We start from the raw sequence: 17,739 nt of genomic DNA on the forward strand, positions 1-17,739 counted from the left end.
TTTAATTCCCCCCATTACTGTAGCTGTTATCTAACTCACTATCATATGAATTAATATCAGCTTCTATCTCCATACCTTCCTTTATATTATCTCCACTAATCTCAACATAATAATCATTTTTTTCTCCAATAATAACTGGTACTTCTATCATCTCACCATTATCTTCTTTTAATAATACTTTTGGATTAGTATCTATATCCTTTATGGAATCAATAGGAGCTAAGATTACATTTTCTTTACTAGAAATTATTATTTCTGCCTTTGCATTAGTTCCAATAAATAGTCCTGATCCATTATTTATAGATATATCTGCTGAAAATCCACCTTTATCATCGCTACTTGCTATTGGGGATATACTTATAAGTTCACCGTCAACTTTATCAAGTAATGCATCACTGCTTATCTTAACTTTCATACCTGTATTGAGCTTCTTTATATCATATTCTGGTATATTGACTTCAAGTATAAGATTTTCTGTAGATTGAATAGTCCCAATTATACCTTCTGCCATACTTCCAACATTAACCTTAAGCTCTGTTATTTTCCCACTAGTTTCAGCTTTTAAAACTGTTTTACTTAAATTTTCTTTAAGCTCCTTTAATTCCTCATTATCATTAAGCTTTTGTATTTGACTATTAAGGTCATTCATATTAGTTTTTATATTATCTATTTCCACATCACTTGCATTAGCTGAAGCTATACTATTAGATATTGCTTCATCATATTGATTCTTAGCTTCATCTCTTAATGAAACTTTTTCATTATATGTTGCTAAAGACTCATTGTAATTATTGCTTATATTATCATAATCATAAAGCGCTTTTGCTTCATTTAATTCTTCTTCTTTTTGTTCTAAAACACTACTAGCCTCTATGTATTTTTTATATTCCTCTGAATTAACTTTTCCACCTGATTTTATCCATTCTTCATAATATTTTTTCTTAGCTAACTCTGCATTGTCACGACTAGCTTGTTTATCTTTTAGCCCATTAATCATAATATTATATGTATTTTTTATACTATTAAAAGTAACCTCATAGCTATTTAATTCAGCATTAGCATTATTTAATTTATTTTCTGCTTCTTCAATTAATTTATTTTGTTTTTTTGAATTTTCATCTTTTGCACTTTTTAATATTTCTAATTGATTAGAAAGCTTATTGTAATTATCTTGTAATGATTTTTTTTCTTCTTCTATGCTCTTACTTTTACTCTCTATCTCCTTAACAATATTACTATCATCTAAAACACAAATAATATCCCCAGCCTTTACTGTATCCCCAACTTTTACATTAATACTCTTAACTTTTGCTGCAATAGTTGATGATACATTAGAAACTTCTCCACTCTTAATTTTCCCACTAACTATTACAGAATTATTAATTTCTCCCTTTTGAAGTTTAACAATCCTTTCAGACATTTCAAAATTATAATCTTGTGAACTAGTATCTCTATTAAAATTCCTTAATATTAAAGCACTTCCTAAAACAAATAATGTACTTACTATAACTACTTTTTTCTTATTTTTTAGCATTAAATTTTTTAATCCACGCTTTTTCATATTTTCTTCTCCCCATTTCATCTAATAATTATATTGTAATTATACAATATAATTATAAATTATTAACATATTATTAATATTTTTTCAAAAAAAATACCGCATATCATATAAAATATGCGGCATTTTTAATATAAATATTACTGTTACATTTTAATTCATTAGATTAATCTAATGTCAATTTAAATTGTTAAAATTCTCAAAATCAATTACAGTATCTTTACTTTTAGAATTTTTGCTATTTAATATTATTAAGAAAACTGTTATTCCAATAATTCCAACTAAGGTAAATGCAATGTAAATTAATATATTTCCAAAATAATTTCCAAGTATATATGGTGCCATTGTTGCAACTAAATTATTGGTCATATGCATAATAATAGCTGGCCATAAGGATTTTGTTTTATACGTAACATATCCAAAAATAACTCCTAAAAGTGTTGCATATGATCCTTGTATTAAGTTTCCATGAAAAACTCCAAATAAAATAGCTTGAATAATAATTGTCCATCTTACTGATATTTTTCTATTTAAGGTGTTGTATACAACTCCTCTAAATAAAAATTCCTCTGCTATTGGTGCTACTATTCCTACAGTAATTATTGAAAGTATTATACTACCTTGACTAAGCGGAGATAAAATTTCATTCATATACTCAAATTGGCTATAAAAAATTCCTGATTCTTCAACTAAACTTAATGCTCCTGCATTAAATAACCAACATGAAGCTCCTAAAATAATTGCAAATAAAATATTAATATTACTTGTTTTTATTAACTGTAGATCTCTCTTGTAATTTCTTTTCTTTATTTTATAAATTAAAATCAAAGTAAATATTGTTACTATTGATGAGATTAATAAAAATACATTAGTTAAACCTGCTGTAAAAGTAACTAAATTATCAAGATTATCTTCAAATAGATTTGCTCCATTAGTACTCTTTGAAACTTCTTTTACTACATAATAAATTCCAACACCTATACCTCCTATAATAGATATAACTAACTGAATACCTACTGTTAACAATAGATATCCTATAGCTGCAAAAAATGCTTTTAATTTCTCCTTCATATAACTCTCCTTTAAATTAATAAATCCTCTAATTAATTATACACCTTTTTTATATCATATTCCATATTATGTAATTTATTATATATTTTATTCATTCTCTTCATAAATCTCTTAAAATTTCAAGAAAAATAACTTATTAATGAAAGTTTTTTTATAAATATTTATAAAATACAGCTTTTACCTTAGTTATGACTTTATTTTTTCCTAACCTTAGTTTAAAATTATATATACGAACTTAAGCAATGGTAATTATATGATAGAACTAAAATTTTATTTTGATTTATCTATATTTTTATGATACCTTGATTTAAAAGTAAATAAATAGTATATAACTATATATAACAATAAAAGATAATTTGTATAGGAGAGGTTTGCATATGTCAAATGAAAACATGTCATCTAATTTTATTAGAAATATAATTATTGAAGATTTAGAAAACAAAAAACATGATGAAATAATAACTCGTTTCCCGCCTGAACCAAATGGATATCTACATATTGGTCATGCTAAATCTATAGTTTTAAACTCTGGACTTGCAGAAGAATTTAAAGGTAAATTTAATTTAAGATTCGACGATACTAATCCAACTAAAGAGGATACTGAGTATGTTGAATCAATTAAAGAAGATGTTAAATGGCTTGGAGGAAACTGGGATAACATCTATTTCGCTTCTGATTATTTCGATATAATGTATGATAAAGCAAAACTTTTAATAAAAAAGGGATTAGCATATGTTTGTGAATTAACTCCAGAAGAAATAAGAGAATATAGAGGAACTTTAACTGAACCTGGAAAAGAAAGTCCTTATAGAAATAGATCTGTTGAAGAAAACCTTGATTTATTAGAAAGAATGAAAAATGGTGAGTTTGAAGATGGTTCTAAGGTTTTAAGAGCTAAAATTGATATGTCCTCTCCTAATATAAATATGAGAGATCCTATTATCTACAGAATTGCTCATGCAACTCATCATAACACTGGAGATAAGTGGTGCATTTATCCTATGTACGATTTTGCTCATCCACTTGAAGATGCTATTGAAGGAATAACTCACTCAATTTGTACTTTAGAATTTGAAGATCATAGACCTCTTTACGATTGGTTTGTAAGAGAATGTGAAATGGAAAGCACTCCAAGACAAATTGAATTTGCTAGACTTAACATGACTAATACAGTTATGAGTAAGAGAAAGCTTAAACAATTAGTTGATGAAAATATAGTTGATGGATGGGATGATCCAAGAATGCCTACAGTATCTGGATTAAGAAGAAGAGGATATACTCCTGAGGCTATTAGAAACTTCTGCATGGCTATTGGAGTATCAAAAGCTAACTCTTTAGTAGACTCTCAAATGCTTGAGTATTTTATAAGAGAAGATTTACAACTAAAAGCTAATGCAGCTATGGCTGTTATTAAACCTTTAAAAGTTGTAATTACTAACTATCCAGAAGGTCAAACTGAAATGCTAACAGTTTCAAACAATGCAAAAAATGAAGCTGCTGGTACAAGAGAAGTTCCATTCTCAAGAGAAATTTATATAGAGCAAGACGACTTCATGGAAGTTCCTGTTAAGAAATACTTTAGATTATTCCCGGGAAATGAAGTAAGATTAATGGGTGCTTACTTTATTACATGTAATGATGTAATTAAAGATGAAAATGGAAATGTAGTTGAATTACACTGTACTTATGATCCTGAAACTAAGAGTGGTTCTGGATTTACTGGAAGAAAAGTTAAAGGAACTATTCACTGGGTAGATGCTAAAAATGCAAGACCTGCTGAATTTAGACTTTATGAACCTTTAATATTAGATGATGCTCCTGAAAATGAAGGTAAGCATTTCTTAGATCAAATAAATCCTAACTCATTAGAAGTTTTAGAAGGATTTATTGAAGACACTACTGCTAAAGTAGCAAAACCACAAGATAAATTCCAACTTGTAAGAAATGGTTTCTTTAATGTTGATCCTAAAAATACTACTGAAGATAAATTAGTATTCAATAGAATAGTTTCATTAAAGAGCTCGTTTAAGATTAATAATTAATAATTTAAAAATAGATAAACATTATATTCCTTGTTCCGTCGCATGCGCTCCAAGTCACCGTCATACAATGTTTATCTATTTACAAACTTAATAAATTAAATTATAAACTATTAAGGAGATGTTTTTACAGCTCCTTATTTTTATAATATTTAACATTAAGTTTGAAAGTGTTAAAATATCATATCAAGGTGACTTGGAGCTTGCGACGAAACCTGGATATGATATTTTAATACTTTTTATACTAACTAGTCGAATTTATATTGAAATTTTTTAGATAAAGGTATAAAATGTTTATGTATTTTGACACTTTACATAATAGGAGGCATTTATGAATAATTTTACAACTATTTTAATGTTAACAGTTGTTGGTGGGCTTATAGGATGGATAACTAATATACTTGCTATAAAGCTTTTATTTAGACCAATTACCCCAATTAAAATCCCTGTTTTAAACATAGAAATTCTAGGCTTAATTCCTAAGAGAAAAAATGAAATAGCTGCTAATATAGGTGAAGTTATTTCTACTGAATTACTTTCAATGGACGACATCCTAAACCAAGCCTTAAATAATTCAAATGGTGAAAATTTAAATTCTTATATAATCGAAAAAATTAAAAATATAATAAATGAAAAACTAAATATTATACCAATGCCATTTAGAATGATGGCTGCTCCATATATTGATGAAATTTTAAATAAAGAAGTTCCTAGTGCCATTGATGAAATTAGTGCTGATTTATTAGTTAAAGCTAAAGAAAATGTTAATATTCAAAATATTGTTGAAGAGAAAATTAATGAATTAGATTTAGAAAAGTTAGAAGATATAATAATTAAGGTTGCTAAAAAAGAACTAAAACACATAGAAATTCTAGGACTTGTCCTTGGAGCTATAATAGGAGTTCTTCAAGGAATTTTAGTTATATTCCTTTAACAACATCACTATTAAAATATTACTTTTTTCTATAATTATATTTAATACCTCCAAATTGAAGGAAGGAAATTATAAAAAAGAAATTCAGCACTAGCCGAATTTCTTTTTTATATTATTTAATTTTTAAGTGAATTAATTTCCCCTTAAAATCACCATGCATATTAGTTAAGTTAATTCCAGCAGTCATTAATGCTCCACCAGATATAACTTCCCCACTTTCTTCATTTATATAAAACCTATCTTCTATTAATCCTTTTAATTTTATTCTTCTACTATGATAATTTGCTCTTCCAAAAACTTGTACACAAGTTACTAATACTTCACTCTTATCTTTTGAAACTACTGACCATGCATCAAAAGAGTTATTTTCAGAAAAGTTCTCTATTCTATAATAATCGCCACATCTTACTAAATCATTATATTTATGATACATTTCTATTTGTTTTGGTATCATATCTCTATCCTCTTGTGGTATTCTTGTTACATCAAGTTCATATCCAAAAGTACCAGCTAAAGCTACATACCCTCTTGTTTCAAAAGGTGTAGTTCTTCCAACAGTATGATTTGGACAATCACTAATATGCGCCCCTATAGCTGAAAGTGGATATACTAATGATGTTCCCTCTTGTATTTTTAATCTTTCAATTGCATCAGTATCATCAGAACACCAAATTTGAGGGCTATAATAAAGCATACCAGGATCAAACCTTGCTCCTCCCCCAGAACAGTTTTCTAATAAAATATGTGGAAAATCTTTAGTCAATCTATCCATCATGTCGTAAACAGCTAATACATATCTATGGAATAACTCACCTTGATTTTCTGAGTTTAATCCAATGCTCCCTAGGTCTGTTAATTGTCTATTCATATCCCATTTTACATAAGTTATATTAGCACTAGATAAAACCTTTTTTATACTAGAATATATATAATCTACTATTTCTTTTCTTGATAAATCTAGCACATATTGTTCTCTACATAATGCAGGTTCACGCCCTGGAATCTTAATACACCAATCTGGATGATTTCTAAATAATTCTGAATCTCCTGATATCATTTCAGGCTCAAACCATATTCCAAATTCCATACCAAGTTTATTGACTTCATCAACTAGATTTTTAAGACCACCATTTATTTTATCTTCATTTACAAACCAATCTCCTAATGATGAATTATCAGAATTACGTTTTCCAAACCAACCATCATCCATTACAAGCATTTCAATTCCTAGTTTAGAAGCTTCTTTTGCAATAGATAGTAATTTTTCTGTATTAAAATCAAAATAGGTTGCTTCCCAATTATTTATTAATATTGGACGCTTTTTATTTTTATATTCTCCTCTTATTAAATGATTTCTATATAAATCATGGAATGTTCTTGTCATTTTTCCTATACCTTCATTTGAATAGACCATAACAACTTCAGGAGCTATAAATTCTTCATTCTTGTTTAATACCCAATTAAAATCTTCTGGATTTATTCCCATTACAACTCTAGTTGTATTAAATTGACATCCTTCAACTTGAGTAAAGAAATTTCCTGAATAAACAAAATTAAATCCATATACATTTCCATAATCATCTGTTGCTTTACTATCTAATAATGCTATAAATGGATTATCTTGATGACTTGATTCACCTCTTATACTAGATACAACCTGTTTACCATATCCAATTTTCTTTCTTTGTATATGTCTTTCTCTAGCCCAAGATCCATGAAGAGATATCATATCATAATCTATACCATCAAAATCAATACAACTAGATAATATCTTAGTTAATTTAATCTTATCTTCATTTAAATTTTTAACTCTTACACTTCTTGTAATAACATCTAAATTTTCAAAAGTAGTATAGATAAGTACAACTTGTAAATTTAAATATGTATCTTCACAAGTAATTTCAAGGCTTGTACAATCATTTTCATCTCCAAAAGTAGCAGGTAATCCATTAAGCTCTCTTTTGCCTTTATAAATTTCATGTGATTTATATTCAAGTTTAACCTCTGAATGCCCATTTTTATCTAAAACTCTTATTGAAGATTCTCTAAAATCTCCAATACCATGAGTTGAGTATTCAAAAGGAAAACTATCATAAAAAGATACTCTATCTCTATTATTTTTTGATGGAACGTAAGGTGGTTCCTCAAGTCTCATTAAATAATTTATATTTTCATCAATTACTCTCTTTCCAAAATAAACATGCCCTAAGAATTTCTCTTCATCTACAATAGAAATAATATAAGACGTATCCTTTGAGTCAAGTTTAAATACATTATATTTCTCTATAAATCTAATACCCATTTACAATCCTCCATTATATATAATTACTTTTACAACGTTTACTTTTAACATAGCATAACTATCTATATTAATCAATGTTAATATAAATTATAGTAATATTTGTAATAATATCTTATACTTTGTTTATTTTTGCAATAAAATAATTAAGTTTATACTTTTATATATAAAACATTTTAATAACTATTTTTTGAAATGTTTTAATTAACTCTTATAATAACTATATATTTAAATTAAAAAAGATGATTCCTGATAGATACAGAAATCATCTCCTTAAATATATTGTTGAATTTTTTATTTTCTTAATTAGTAACCATTATTTTTCTAAATCAATAGTTATTTTTTCATCTTCTAATATTATTTTTTTAGTATTATCAACTAAAAAATAATATTCTTTGCTACTATCTAAAGCTGGTAAAGTTAAAGTAAAGTTATAACCATCATCCATTCCATTAAATTTTATGTCTTCAATTTCTATTTCTCTTTTGATCTTACTCCAGTCTTCTATACTTATATTATTTAATTCCTCATCCTCTAATTCATTATCTCCACTCCAAAAAGATATATTAAGATACTTTAGACTACTTAAATATTTTTTAGCTTTAATATCTATTATTGTCTTATCTTCTTTAAAATCAATATTTTCTATAATATATTTTTCTCCTGTATCTAAATCTATTATCATCTCATTTTCTTTATCAATTTTTCCTTTTATATTCTTTCCACTTCCATATATATAAATATAGGGAATAAGAGTTATTGATTCTGCTACTTCTGAAGCACCCCTAAATCTAATTGTACTATTACCTAGTAAACTTTGATTTAATTTTATATTACTACTTAAACTTAAGGAACCTGTTTCTAATGGCATTCCCATATCATCTACTATAAAGAATCTTAATTGATCGTCTGTTCCTCTTAGCCCATTATTTTCAATTGATTTGTCTAAATTATCTTCTTTTAATATATCTGCGTATATAATAGTATTTAACTTACTAGTAATAACTTTTCTAATCTTATATATTCTATTTCCATAAATAAATTCTTTATTAATAGCATGCTCTTTCTTCCCCATATCTTTAGCATCTAATGAAATCTTAAAACTAAATTTTTTAGGATAATATCCTGTCCAATTTCCATATAAATCATTAACTATAAATTCTATTTTTGTCTTATCAGATAATTCATCTTTAGTAAATGCATAAGAAGCTAAACCAACATAGGTATTATCATCTATAAATTCACCATCATTTTCTTCATTATCATAATTTATATTTTTAAAACCACTCTTTATAATAGGAAATATTATAGGCTTATCATCAAATCCCTCTTCTGACTTTAGCTCATATGCTATAGCTAGTTCTACTCCATCATAATAAATATTTTTAATTGTCATTGTAGTATCTTTATAGCTTTTTGATATATTTATATCCTTAGATCCTTTTATATATTTATCTCCAATTCCTATAGCCTCATTTATACTTTTAAAAGTAGGACCTATAATTGGTAAGCTTTCTGCATATGCTGGCATAAACATATTAAATCCTAATGTACAAATTATAATACCAGCTACTAATCCAGATACTTTTCTTGATTTACTTTTTCTTTTTGTTTCTCTCTCTGGTAAACTGTTTAAAATTTTTAATGCGTTACTTTTAATATTATCTGGTATCTCAATCTTATTATCACTTACTTTATCCTTAATAATTTTATTGAATTTATCTTTATCAAACTTATTCATGACTTTCACCTTCACTCATAATTTTATATAATCTTTCTCTTCCTCTATTTAATCTTGACTTTACTGTTCCCTTAGGTATTTTTAAAGTATTACTTATTTCCTCTATGGACATATCATTAAAATAAAATAGCAACATAGTTATTTTTAAATCAGAACTTAATTTATTCATTGCTTTTATTAAATCTAAATTTTTATATTTATCCTCATAAACTTCATTGTTAATTTGTGAATCTTCAATATAAGTAACCTTCTTATTTTTTCTTATTATGTTGTTACACTCATTTATTAAAATTCTTGTTAACCAAGTCTTAAAAAACTTCTCATTTCTTAAATATAAGATTTTTTCATAAGCCTTTAGTATGGTACTTTGAATAGCATCCTCTATATCATACTCACTATTTAAAATTCCCCTAGCTACAATGTATAAAGAATTTAAATTTTCTTTAATTAAAATATTAAATGCATCCTTATCTCCATCTATAGCTAATCTAACATTATTTTTTTTAAGACTTTCCTCTTTGAATTTATTAAATACTCCTATAGGAATAATATTAGATATCCCCATTATATTTCTCCTTCCATTCTCACATAGCTATGTTAAATTCATTTTCACTTAATTAGACGTATTTACTTCTTTAAAGGTTCAATTAATTTATGTAAATAAAAAAATATTTATATATATATTAAAAAGAGTTGCTTTTGCAACTCTTAATCTATTAATTTACTTTTTACTTTTCATTCTTTGCTTTTCTTGTTGTTTAGATTTTAATAAATTGTACGCTTCTTCTCTTTTAAGCTTTTTATACCTTTCTAGTTTTTCTATATCCAACTTTCCATTTTCTATTGCTTCTCTAATTGCACATCTAGGTTCATTTTTATGAGTACAATCTGAAAACTTACATTGCTTTTCTAGTTCTTCAATATTACTAAAAGACTTATCTATATCAGCATCAATTAATCCAAGTTCTCTCATTCCAGGAGTATCTATAATTACTCCTCCATCTTCTAATAGGATTAATTCTCTATGAGTAGTTGTGTGCCTTCCTTTATCATTTTCATCAACTGAATTAGTTTTTAATATTTCTTTATCTAATAATTTATTTATAAGAGTAGATTTCCCTACTCCTGATGAACCTATAAATGCTATTGTTGTTCCACTTTTTATATATTCTTTAACTTTATTATATCCATATCCATTTAAGCTTGAAGTTACTAATATTTCTATACCTATAGCAACTTCTTTAACTTGTTCGAGTTTCTCTTCTATATTTTCACATAAATCAGACTTAGTTAATACTATAACCGGTATTGCCATACTATCCCATGCCACAGCTACATATCTCTCAAGCCTACTTATATTAAAATCATTATTTAATGCCATACAAATAAATATATAGTCAATATTTGCTGCAACAATCTGTCTATCAAATCTACTTCCTGCAATCTTTCTTGAAAAATAGCTTTTTCTAGATAATACTTTATGAATTATAGTATCACCATTTTTATTATCTAACCTATCTATCAATACCCAATCTCCAACTACAGGGTAATCTAAAGTACTATTTGAAGAATATGATAATTTACCAGATACCCTTGCAAGCACTTCCCCTTCTTCAGTAAATACTCTATAAATATCTCTATATTGTACTGAAATTCTTCCTAAATAAAAGTCTTTATTATAAATACTTGCTTCCTTAATGTATCCTTCATTTAATCCTAATTCTAGTAAGTTTTTATTATTCATTTTTCCTCCCGAAATATATGCTATTAGGAAGGTTTTCTTAATAAATTGCTATACTGTAGTCACCTTCCCATTAACAACAATATAGTTTTTATTTACTCTTACTAAACTCATCATAATACATCACATCCTTTTAGATAATTAATGGTTAATTTTGTATATAACCACTATACTTATAATATAACAATATTAATTTTTTTCATACAATTATTTGAAATTAATCTTTTAAAATTTAAACTTTTTTAAAACATAAAAGCTTCCAAAATAAATTCATTCCTTAAAAGATTGTTGCTCTTAATGAATTTACATTTTGGAAGCTTATTTTAATACTAGTCTCTTTTTATTTGCCAGTAGCATCTTTTTGGTGAATAGATTTTTTCTTCTTTTTTAAGTTTATCCATTACCTTAGATACTTCTTTCTTATCTATACCTGTTTTTTCTGCAACTGCAGTTGCATTCATTGGTTCATCATTCTTTTCAAAGCATTCTAATACAACATTATAATTTTCCATAACTTCATCTCCTTTATTATAGTTATCACATTTATTTTACATAATAATACTAATCAATTTCAACTATTAAATAAAAATTTTTATTCTTTAGTTATTGATATATTTTTAAAATCTCTATATTTAATGTTATTACATTCATTAATTTAACCCAAGTAATTTTAATAGCTAAAACTAAAACTTTATTTTACTTGTGATATGGTTCTCCGTAACAGTAGAAAGTGAGGTTTTTTTTAATAATATATTTTATGTTATTATTTTATTACTTTTATCTTTATAAGTAAAAGAGTACTCCATTCATAGCATTCTTTCTCTTCACATTAATTTATTCTCTTATCTATAATAAATACTTTTGACACTTCTTTAATAATAGATCTCAATACATTCTCTTATCCATATTTCAATTTATTGGTTATTTGGGTACTAAACACTATTAACACACAGACTTAATACTTAATGAATGCTGTTAATACATAGTTATCTTCGCAACTTTTTATTGGATCATTAAACTGACTATACTTTATACGATATTATTGACTAATAATTTTTTCATGTATAGTAGTTACACTGATTATATCTTCAATTTTGCATTTTTTATTGCATTTAATACAATTTTCATATGAGTTAAATTATTCTAAAAGTTTTTTTAATTCTTCACTACATCCTTGAACACAACTTATATATTTTTCAATACCTTTTTTGGTATCATAAAGAAATACATTTATTTTTTCATTTTGAGGAGAAGTTCTTATTTTTTCTTTATATATTATTTCAAATTCTTCTTTAGTTATATCATTAAAGTCTTCTATATTATTGCTAATTGTTAATAATAAATTTAATGAAGCATTATATAATTCATCTATACTCTGAAGTTCCCATCTACTTAATAAATTATCATATGAAGCTCTTATTACTTCACTTTCCTTAGCTAATAGATAAGCATTTCTAATTATTATATTAAAAATAATATCAATATCATTTTCCTTAATATCCTTATCTTTAAGTATTCCATTCTGATAAGATAATAGTAATAAGAACTTAGAAAGCGCAATTTTCTTTACTTTTGATAAATCCTCATATTTTTGTTGCTTTAACCCTTTAGCGAAAATAAGCATGCCAATGCCACCAACTACTCCTACACAGCAAATTTGCGTTATAATATCTTTTACTCTGACTATATCTAGTACAAAATTTAATCTAATTATGTCTTTTATATCTACTTCTGAATTACAGTAAATAAGTGCTAGAAGTGATAATACTATAAGCACAATACTACTCATATAATAAAACTTCGCTCTTTTCATATAGTTATCCCCTATTCGTCCTTCTAAGTATTTTTTAAATTTAAATAAATTTTTCTCTAACTCTTTATTATTTAAACTCTCTATCCACACATATGCTCCTTTATCTCGTAGCATAGATAAACGATACAAGCTTATCCCCCCAAATTTTACAACTTCAATTTTCATTCTTTTCTTCTCTTCATCTCTACCTTTTAACCGAATAAATATCTGTTCATATTGATTATATACTGCTAATCCATATACTACTGGCATATTTAATATAATTAATATAATAGGCAAAATAAAAACTTTTATAGTTTGAAAATCATATAGTTGTCTCCACTCTATTAATAATTTGCTTATAATGAAATATATTAAATAACACCCTATCAACGCCTGAAAGTTATCTAATAATTTCTTTACTTTAATATATTTCTTATCACGATTAGCTACATAATATAAGGCTGTCCCAATTACAGCTATCGGTATAATAAGTATTTCTATCCATAATGGAAATGACCAAAAGCCTGCAATAAAAGATATTAAAATAACCAATTTTATATTTTCTCTTATAAGCCTTCTAAAAAAATACTGATCTTTAGCCTTTTCTAACGCTTTTATAAAAATAGGAATTTCAACAAAAATCACCCAAAATATAGTATCTTTTAGCAAATAGATATTCCAAAATCCAATGTAATATAATATGTTTATAATTCCTACCAAAAAGCATATAAAAACAATATAAAACACTATAAACTTTCTACAAAATATAATAGGTAGAACATCTTTATAAAATTTTCTGCCAACCTTAGTAAAACTTCCTACTATCATAATAACTAGTATCCATAAAATATAAGCTATTTCTCTATTTGAAAAAATTTGTTGAACTTTTAATAACATTTTTTGCTCCCTAACCCCAATTTAATTTTATGTATTTTTATGTTATATACCATATATTTTAAACTATACTTATTATAATATAATATATAGAGTAATCTACTCACTATTTTAGATTTATTCTCACTAAGTTATTCTTAGTCAACCAAATATTCCCACTTACAAAAAACAACCTTAGCCATTGATATTACTTGACTAAGATTATTTTTATCATTTATTTATGATACAGCTCTCTGTATCAATATTAAATGAGTTTTTTTATTTTCTATCTTATTTATTTTATTATAATATATTAAACGTCATTATAGTTTAGTGGTAATCTTATCTCAAAAGTAGTTTTATTCTCATCACTACTTACTGAAATAAAACCATTGTGTAGCTCAATAATATTTTTTGTTATTGCTAGCCCTAATCCAGTTCCTCCTATTTCTCTATTCCTCGATTTTTCAACTCTATAAAATCTATCGAAAATATGTGGTAAATCTATTTCAGGTATAGCTTCTCCATAATTGATAATTTGAACAACCGCCATTGAATATTCAACTTTTGTTATAATATCAACGTAATATCCATCTTTTCCATATTTAATAGAATTAGATAATAGATTTTCAAATGCTCTTACTAATTTTCTTGCATCAGCATAGACTATTAACTTATCCTCTGAAAAATTAATTCTTTCTTTCATATTTGCTTTTTTAAACTCATTCTTAAAATAGACTACTAATTGTCCTAATAAATCTACTAAATTTATTTTTGACTTTTCTAAAACAATACTACTATTTTGCATTTTTGTTAGTTCAAATAAATCATTTATAAGCAAACTTAAATCTTTAGACTTTTGATATGCTATATCTATATAATATCTAAGTTCTACTTCATCTTTATATTTATCAGAATCAATAAACTCTAGATATCCTATTATTGATGTTAATGGTGTTCTTAAATCATGGGAAACATTAGTTATTAAATCATTTTTAGTCTTCTGAGCTTTTCTCTCTTCTATCATTATCTCTTTAAGTTGAGTTGATATATTATTTATATTATCTGCTAAACTTTTCATATAACCAGATACTTTAATATCTATTAACTTATCTAAATTTCCATCTGCCATTATCTCCGTTTCTTCTATAATTGTAGCTAAGTTTTTATTATTTTTATATGTTATAGTATAATTTATGATTAAAAATAAAAGCAAAAATACAATTATATAAAGATATCTCCCAATATTCTCATGCTGCAATACGTTCCATAAATTCCATATATAATCAATAAATTTAATATTTTTATACCTATATAATAAAATTATTACTTCTCTAATTGAACTTGCTATTATATATGTTAGCACTGCTGATATTACCATATCACCTATTGGCCTTATCCAACAATTAATAATTATTTTATTTTTCAATTTTATATCCAACTCCCCATACAGTATGTATTATCTTATCTTCATATGAGTTTTGTTCTAATTTATCCCTTAATCTACTCATATGTACCATAACTGTATTATTCGATTGATAATACTTCTCTTTCCATACTCGTTCAAAAATTTCCTCAGCACTAAAAACCCTTCCCCTATTAGTAGCTAACAAATATAAAATTTCAAATTCTCTTGCTGTAAGTACTACTTCTTTTTTATTTACTGACACCCTATGCTGTCTCTTATCTATAGTCATATTATTAATATTTATTATATTATCTGAAGTTGATATTTTAGAATTTAAAAAGTATGCTCTTCTAATTAATGCCCTTATTCTAACTATTAATTCTAAGCTATTAAATGGTTTGCATATATAGTCATCTGCCCCTGTCATTATTCCCTGTATCTTATCCATATCTTCAACCTTTGCACTTAACATTAAAATAGGAATATTGTTATTTATTCTTACTCTTTTACAAACCTCTAATCCATCTATATCTGGCATCATAATATCTAATACTATCAAATGAATTTCTTCTTTATTTAATATTTCTAACGCCTCTTTGCCACAACTCGCTTTAAATACAAAATATCCTTCACCTTTAAGATTTATTTCTAATAAATCTCTTATTTCTTTTTCATCATCTACTACAAGAATATTATTATAACTCATATTTCCTCCATACTTTATTTTTCTAAGTATTCTTCCAATGTAATTCCATTATCATAAATATATTTTGCCACATCTTTTCCTACATATCTAATATGCCATGGCTCATATTCTATTCCAGTGATTCTTTTTTTATTCTTAGGATATCTTATAATAAATCCAAATCTACTACAATTTTTTTCAAGCCATTCAGCCTCTTCTGTTCCTTCTGCAAAATATCTATACTTATTAGTAATATCTATACATAATCCCGTTTGGTGTTCACTAAATCCTGGTTTAGCTACATATGCATCTGCACTTTTCTTACCTTCATCTCTTACTCTATTATTATATATAATCTCTTGAGATTCATAAGACCTATATGCTGAATTACCTATTAAAATTATTCCTTCTTTTTTAGCTTCATTTATTAATTCTTCTAATGGTTCCTTTATAATTCCTGCCACCTGCTTTTCTTCATTTGTTGCTTCATCTGAAAATGGTATTTCAGGTATTGTTAAATCCATTGGAATATAACTTTTATCTAATCCATTTTTTCTATTTACTAAAATTAAAATATTATTTATTTTGCTATTTCTTTCTTCTCCCCCATTACCACTTATAATATTTACTCCACACAAACTTAATAACACTATTATTATAAACACTATAATTGATTTAAATACTCTTTTCATATCCTCTACTCCTCCTTGCTCATTCTGACTTTATTGTAGAAGATAGAGTTTACATCAACTCTAAAAAATTCTTACGAAATATTAAGTTTATAAATTCATTTATATTTTTTATAAATAATATACTATTAATCTTATAATATGCTATTTAACTTACAAAACTAGTCTTAAAAAGTTATATTGCTTGCTTAAGACTAGTTTTATCATTTGTTTATGATACGGTTCTCCGTATCGTAAGTAAAAAATACAGACTTCCACAAACATAATATAATTAATATTATTTCCAACTCAAGTTTTAATTATATTTTTTGTAAAAATAAGGATAGACTTTTATCTATCCTAGCAATTCTTATTTCTTAATGAATTAATTTTATCTATATCTAACCCTGTTTTTAATGCTATAGTTTCATTATCTAAAACATCTAATAAATTTCTAGCTATTTCTAATGCTTTCCTCTCTTCTGCCGAACTAATCATATTTGCTCTCTCATGTAATGATCTTTCTCTGTCATAATAAATCCTCATAGTCTCTTCATCACTACTAAGGTATTCGATTTTTTGTTCAGCTTTTTCTATTGCCGTATCCAAACTCATCAACTCCTTTAATGTAGTTTCAGATATATCTTTTTCTAAAAACATTAGCCATCTTTCTATAGCATTCTCTCTATAATCTTTATCTTTTTTCTTTCTAAACCTTCGGTAGTTCTAAAAAGTGAATCTCAACCACATCTGTTAACATATAATCTTTCTCAATATCTTCTCATAAGTAGAATTATTTTTCTCATATATATTTACCTCATTATTTTTATCATTAGTTAAATTATTATCTTGTAGTAACTTTATTATAACATTAAATCAAAATTTCTTTAATATAAACTTAATTTTAATTTATTCAGCAATAGTATC

At 25.7% G+C, this 17,739-nt stretch carries 13 protein-coding genes and 1 pseudogene; 2 read left to right on the plus strand and 12 right to left on the minus strand.

Annotated elements, in window-relative coordinates:
- Position 1 precedes the first annotated feature (1 nt).
- Entirely contained in the window at positions 2-1,561 is a 1,560-nt protein-coding gene (locus tag H9660_RS00120) for an efflux RND transporter periplasmic adaptor subunit (protein ID WP_191747285.1), read from the minus strand.
- A gap of 174 nt (positions 1,562-1,735) precedes the next feature.
- The gene (locus H9660_RS00125; protein WP_191747287.1) at positions 1,736-2,629 is read right to left on the minus strand and encodes a CPBP family intramembrane glutamic endopeptidase; all 894 of its coding nucleotides are present in this window, start codon (positions 2,627-2,629) and stop codon (positions 1,736-1,738) included.
- A gap of 377 nt (positions 2,630-3,006) precedes the next feature.
- On the opposite strand from H9660_RS00125, the gene H9660_RS00130 reads away from it, so the two are divergent.
- Together H9660_RS00130 and H9660_RS00135 are read left to right on the plus strand one after the other, a co-directional pair.
- Positions 3,007-4,671 carry a glutamine--tRNA ligase/YqeY domain fusion protein gene (locus H9660_RS00130; RefSeq protein WP_191747288.1) on the plus strand — a complete coding sequence of 555 codons (1,665 nt, stop codon included), beginning with the start codon at positions 3,007-3,009 and terminating at the stop codon, positions 4,669-4,671.
- A 328-nt stretch (positions 4,672-4,999) separates the two neighbouring features.
- Entirely contained in the window at positions 5,000-5,602 is a 603-nt protein-coding gene (locus H9660_RS00135) for a DUF445 domain-containing protein (protein ID WP_191747290.1), read from the plus strand.
- Positions 5,603-5,714: 112 nt separating this feature from the next.
- Here H9660_RS00135 and H9660_RS00140 read toward each other — a convergent pair whose 3' ends face one another.
- From H9660_RS00140 to H9660_RS00185, 10 genes and pseudogenes are all read right to left on the minus strand, one after another.
- Positions 5,715-7,904 (minus strand): alpha-galactosidase, encoded by a 2,190-nt coding sequence (locus tag H9660_RS00140; protein ID WP_191747292.1) that lies wholly within the window; start codon positions 7,902-7,904, stop codon positions 5,715-5,717.
- Positions 7,905-8,217: 313 nt separating this feature from the next.
- Positions 8,218-9,642 carry a DUF4179 domain-containing protein gene (locus H9660_RS00145; protein ID WP_191747294.1) on the minus strand — a complete coding sequence of 475 codons (1,425 nt, stop codon included), beginning with the start codon at positions 9,640-9,642 and terminating at the stop codon, positions 8,218-8,220.
- A complete protein-coding gene (locus tag H9660_RS00150; protein ID WP_191747296.1) occupies positions 9,635-10,207 on the minus strand; it encodes an RNA polymerase sigma factor in 573 nt (190 codons plus the stop codon). Before H9660_RS00150 ends, H9660_RS00145 begins: the two co-directional genes overlap by 8 nt.
- Before the next feature lie 156 nt (positions 10,208-10,363).
- The gene (rsgA, locus tag H9660_RS00155; protein WP_191747303.1) at positions 10,364-11,386 is read right to left on the minus strand and encodes a ribosome small subunit-dependent GTPase A; all 1,023 of its coding nucleotides are present in this window, start codon (positions 11,384-11,386) and stop codon (positions 10,364-10,366) included.
- Between the two features lie 326 nt (positions 11,387-11,712).
- On the minus strand, positions 11,713-11,895 hold the full coding sequence (locus H9660_RS00160; RefSeq protein WP_066895046.1) for a helix-turn-helix domain-containing protein: 183 nt from the start codon (positions 11,893-11,895) through the stop codon (positions 11,713-11,715).
- Positions 11,896-12,521: 626 nt separating this feature from the next.
- Positions 12,522-14,075, minus strand: a complete 1,554-nt coding sequence (locus H9660_RS00165) for a hypothetical protein (protein ID WP_191747305.1) — start codon at positions 14,073-14,075, stop codon at positions 12,522-12,524.
- Positions 14,076-14,364: 289 nt separating this feature from the next.
- The gene (locus H9660_RS00170; RefSeq protein ID WP_423738995.1) at positions 14,365-15,480 is read right to left on the minus strand and encodes a sensor histidine kinase; all 1,116 of its coding nucleotides are present in this window, start codon (positions 15,478-15,480) and stop codon (positions 14,365-14,367) included.
- The gene (locus H9660_RS00175; RefSeq protein WP_191747307.1) at positions 15,470-16,165 is read right to left on the minus strand and encodes a response regulator transcription factor; all 696 of its coding nucleotides are present in this window, start codon (positions 16,163-16,165) and stop codon (positions 15,470-15,472) included. The genes H9660_RS00170 and H9660_RS00175 overlap by 11 nt, the downstream gene beginning before the upstream one ends.
- A gap of 14 nt (positions 16,166-16,179) precedes the next feature.
- Positions 16,180-16,836 (minus strand): M15 family metallopeptidase, encoded by a 657-nt coding sequence (locus H9660_RS00180; protein ID WP_191747308.1) that lies wholly within the window; start codon positions 16,834-16,836, stop codon positions 16,180-16,182.
- Positions 16,837-17,172: 336 nt separating this feature from the next.
- A pseudogene (locus tag H9660_RS00185) lies at positions 17,173-17,517 on the minus strand (Rpn family recombination-promoting nuclease/putative transposase); the annotation flags it as partial.
- Between the last annotated feature and the right edge of the window lie 222 nt (positions 17,518-17,739).

Origin of the sequence: Clostridium gallinarum (genome assembly GCF_014836325.1) — a bacterium.
In the GTDB taxonomy this organism is placed as follows: Bacteria; Bacillota; Clostridia; order Clostridiales; family Clostridiaceae; genus Clostridium; species Clostridium gallinarum.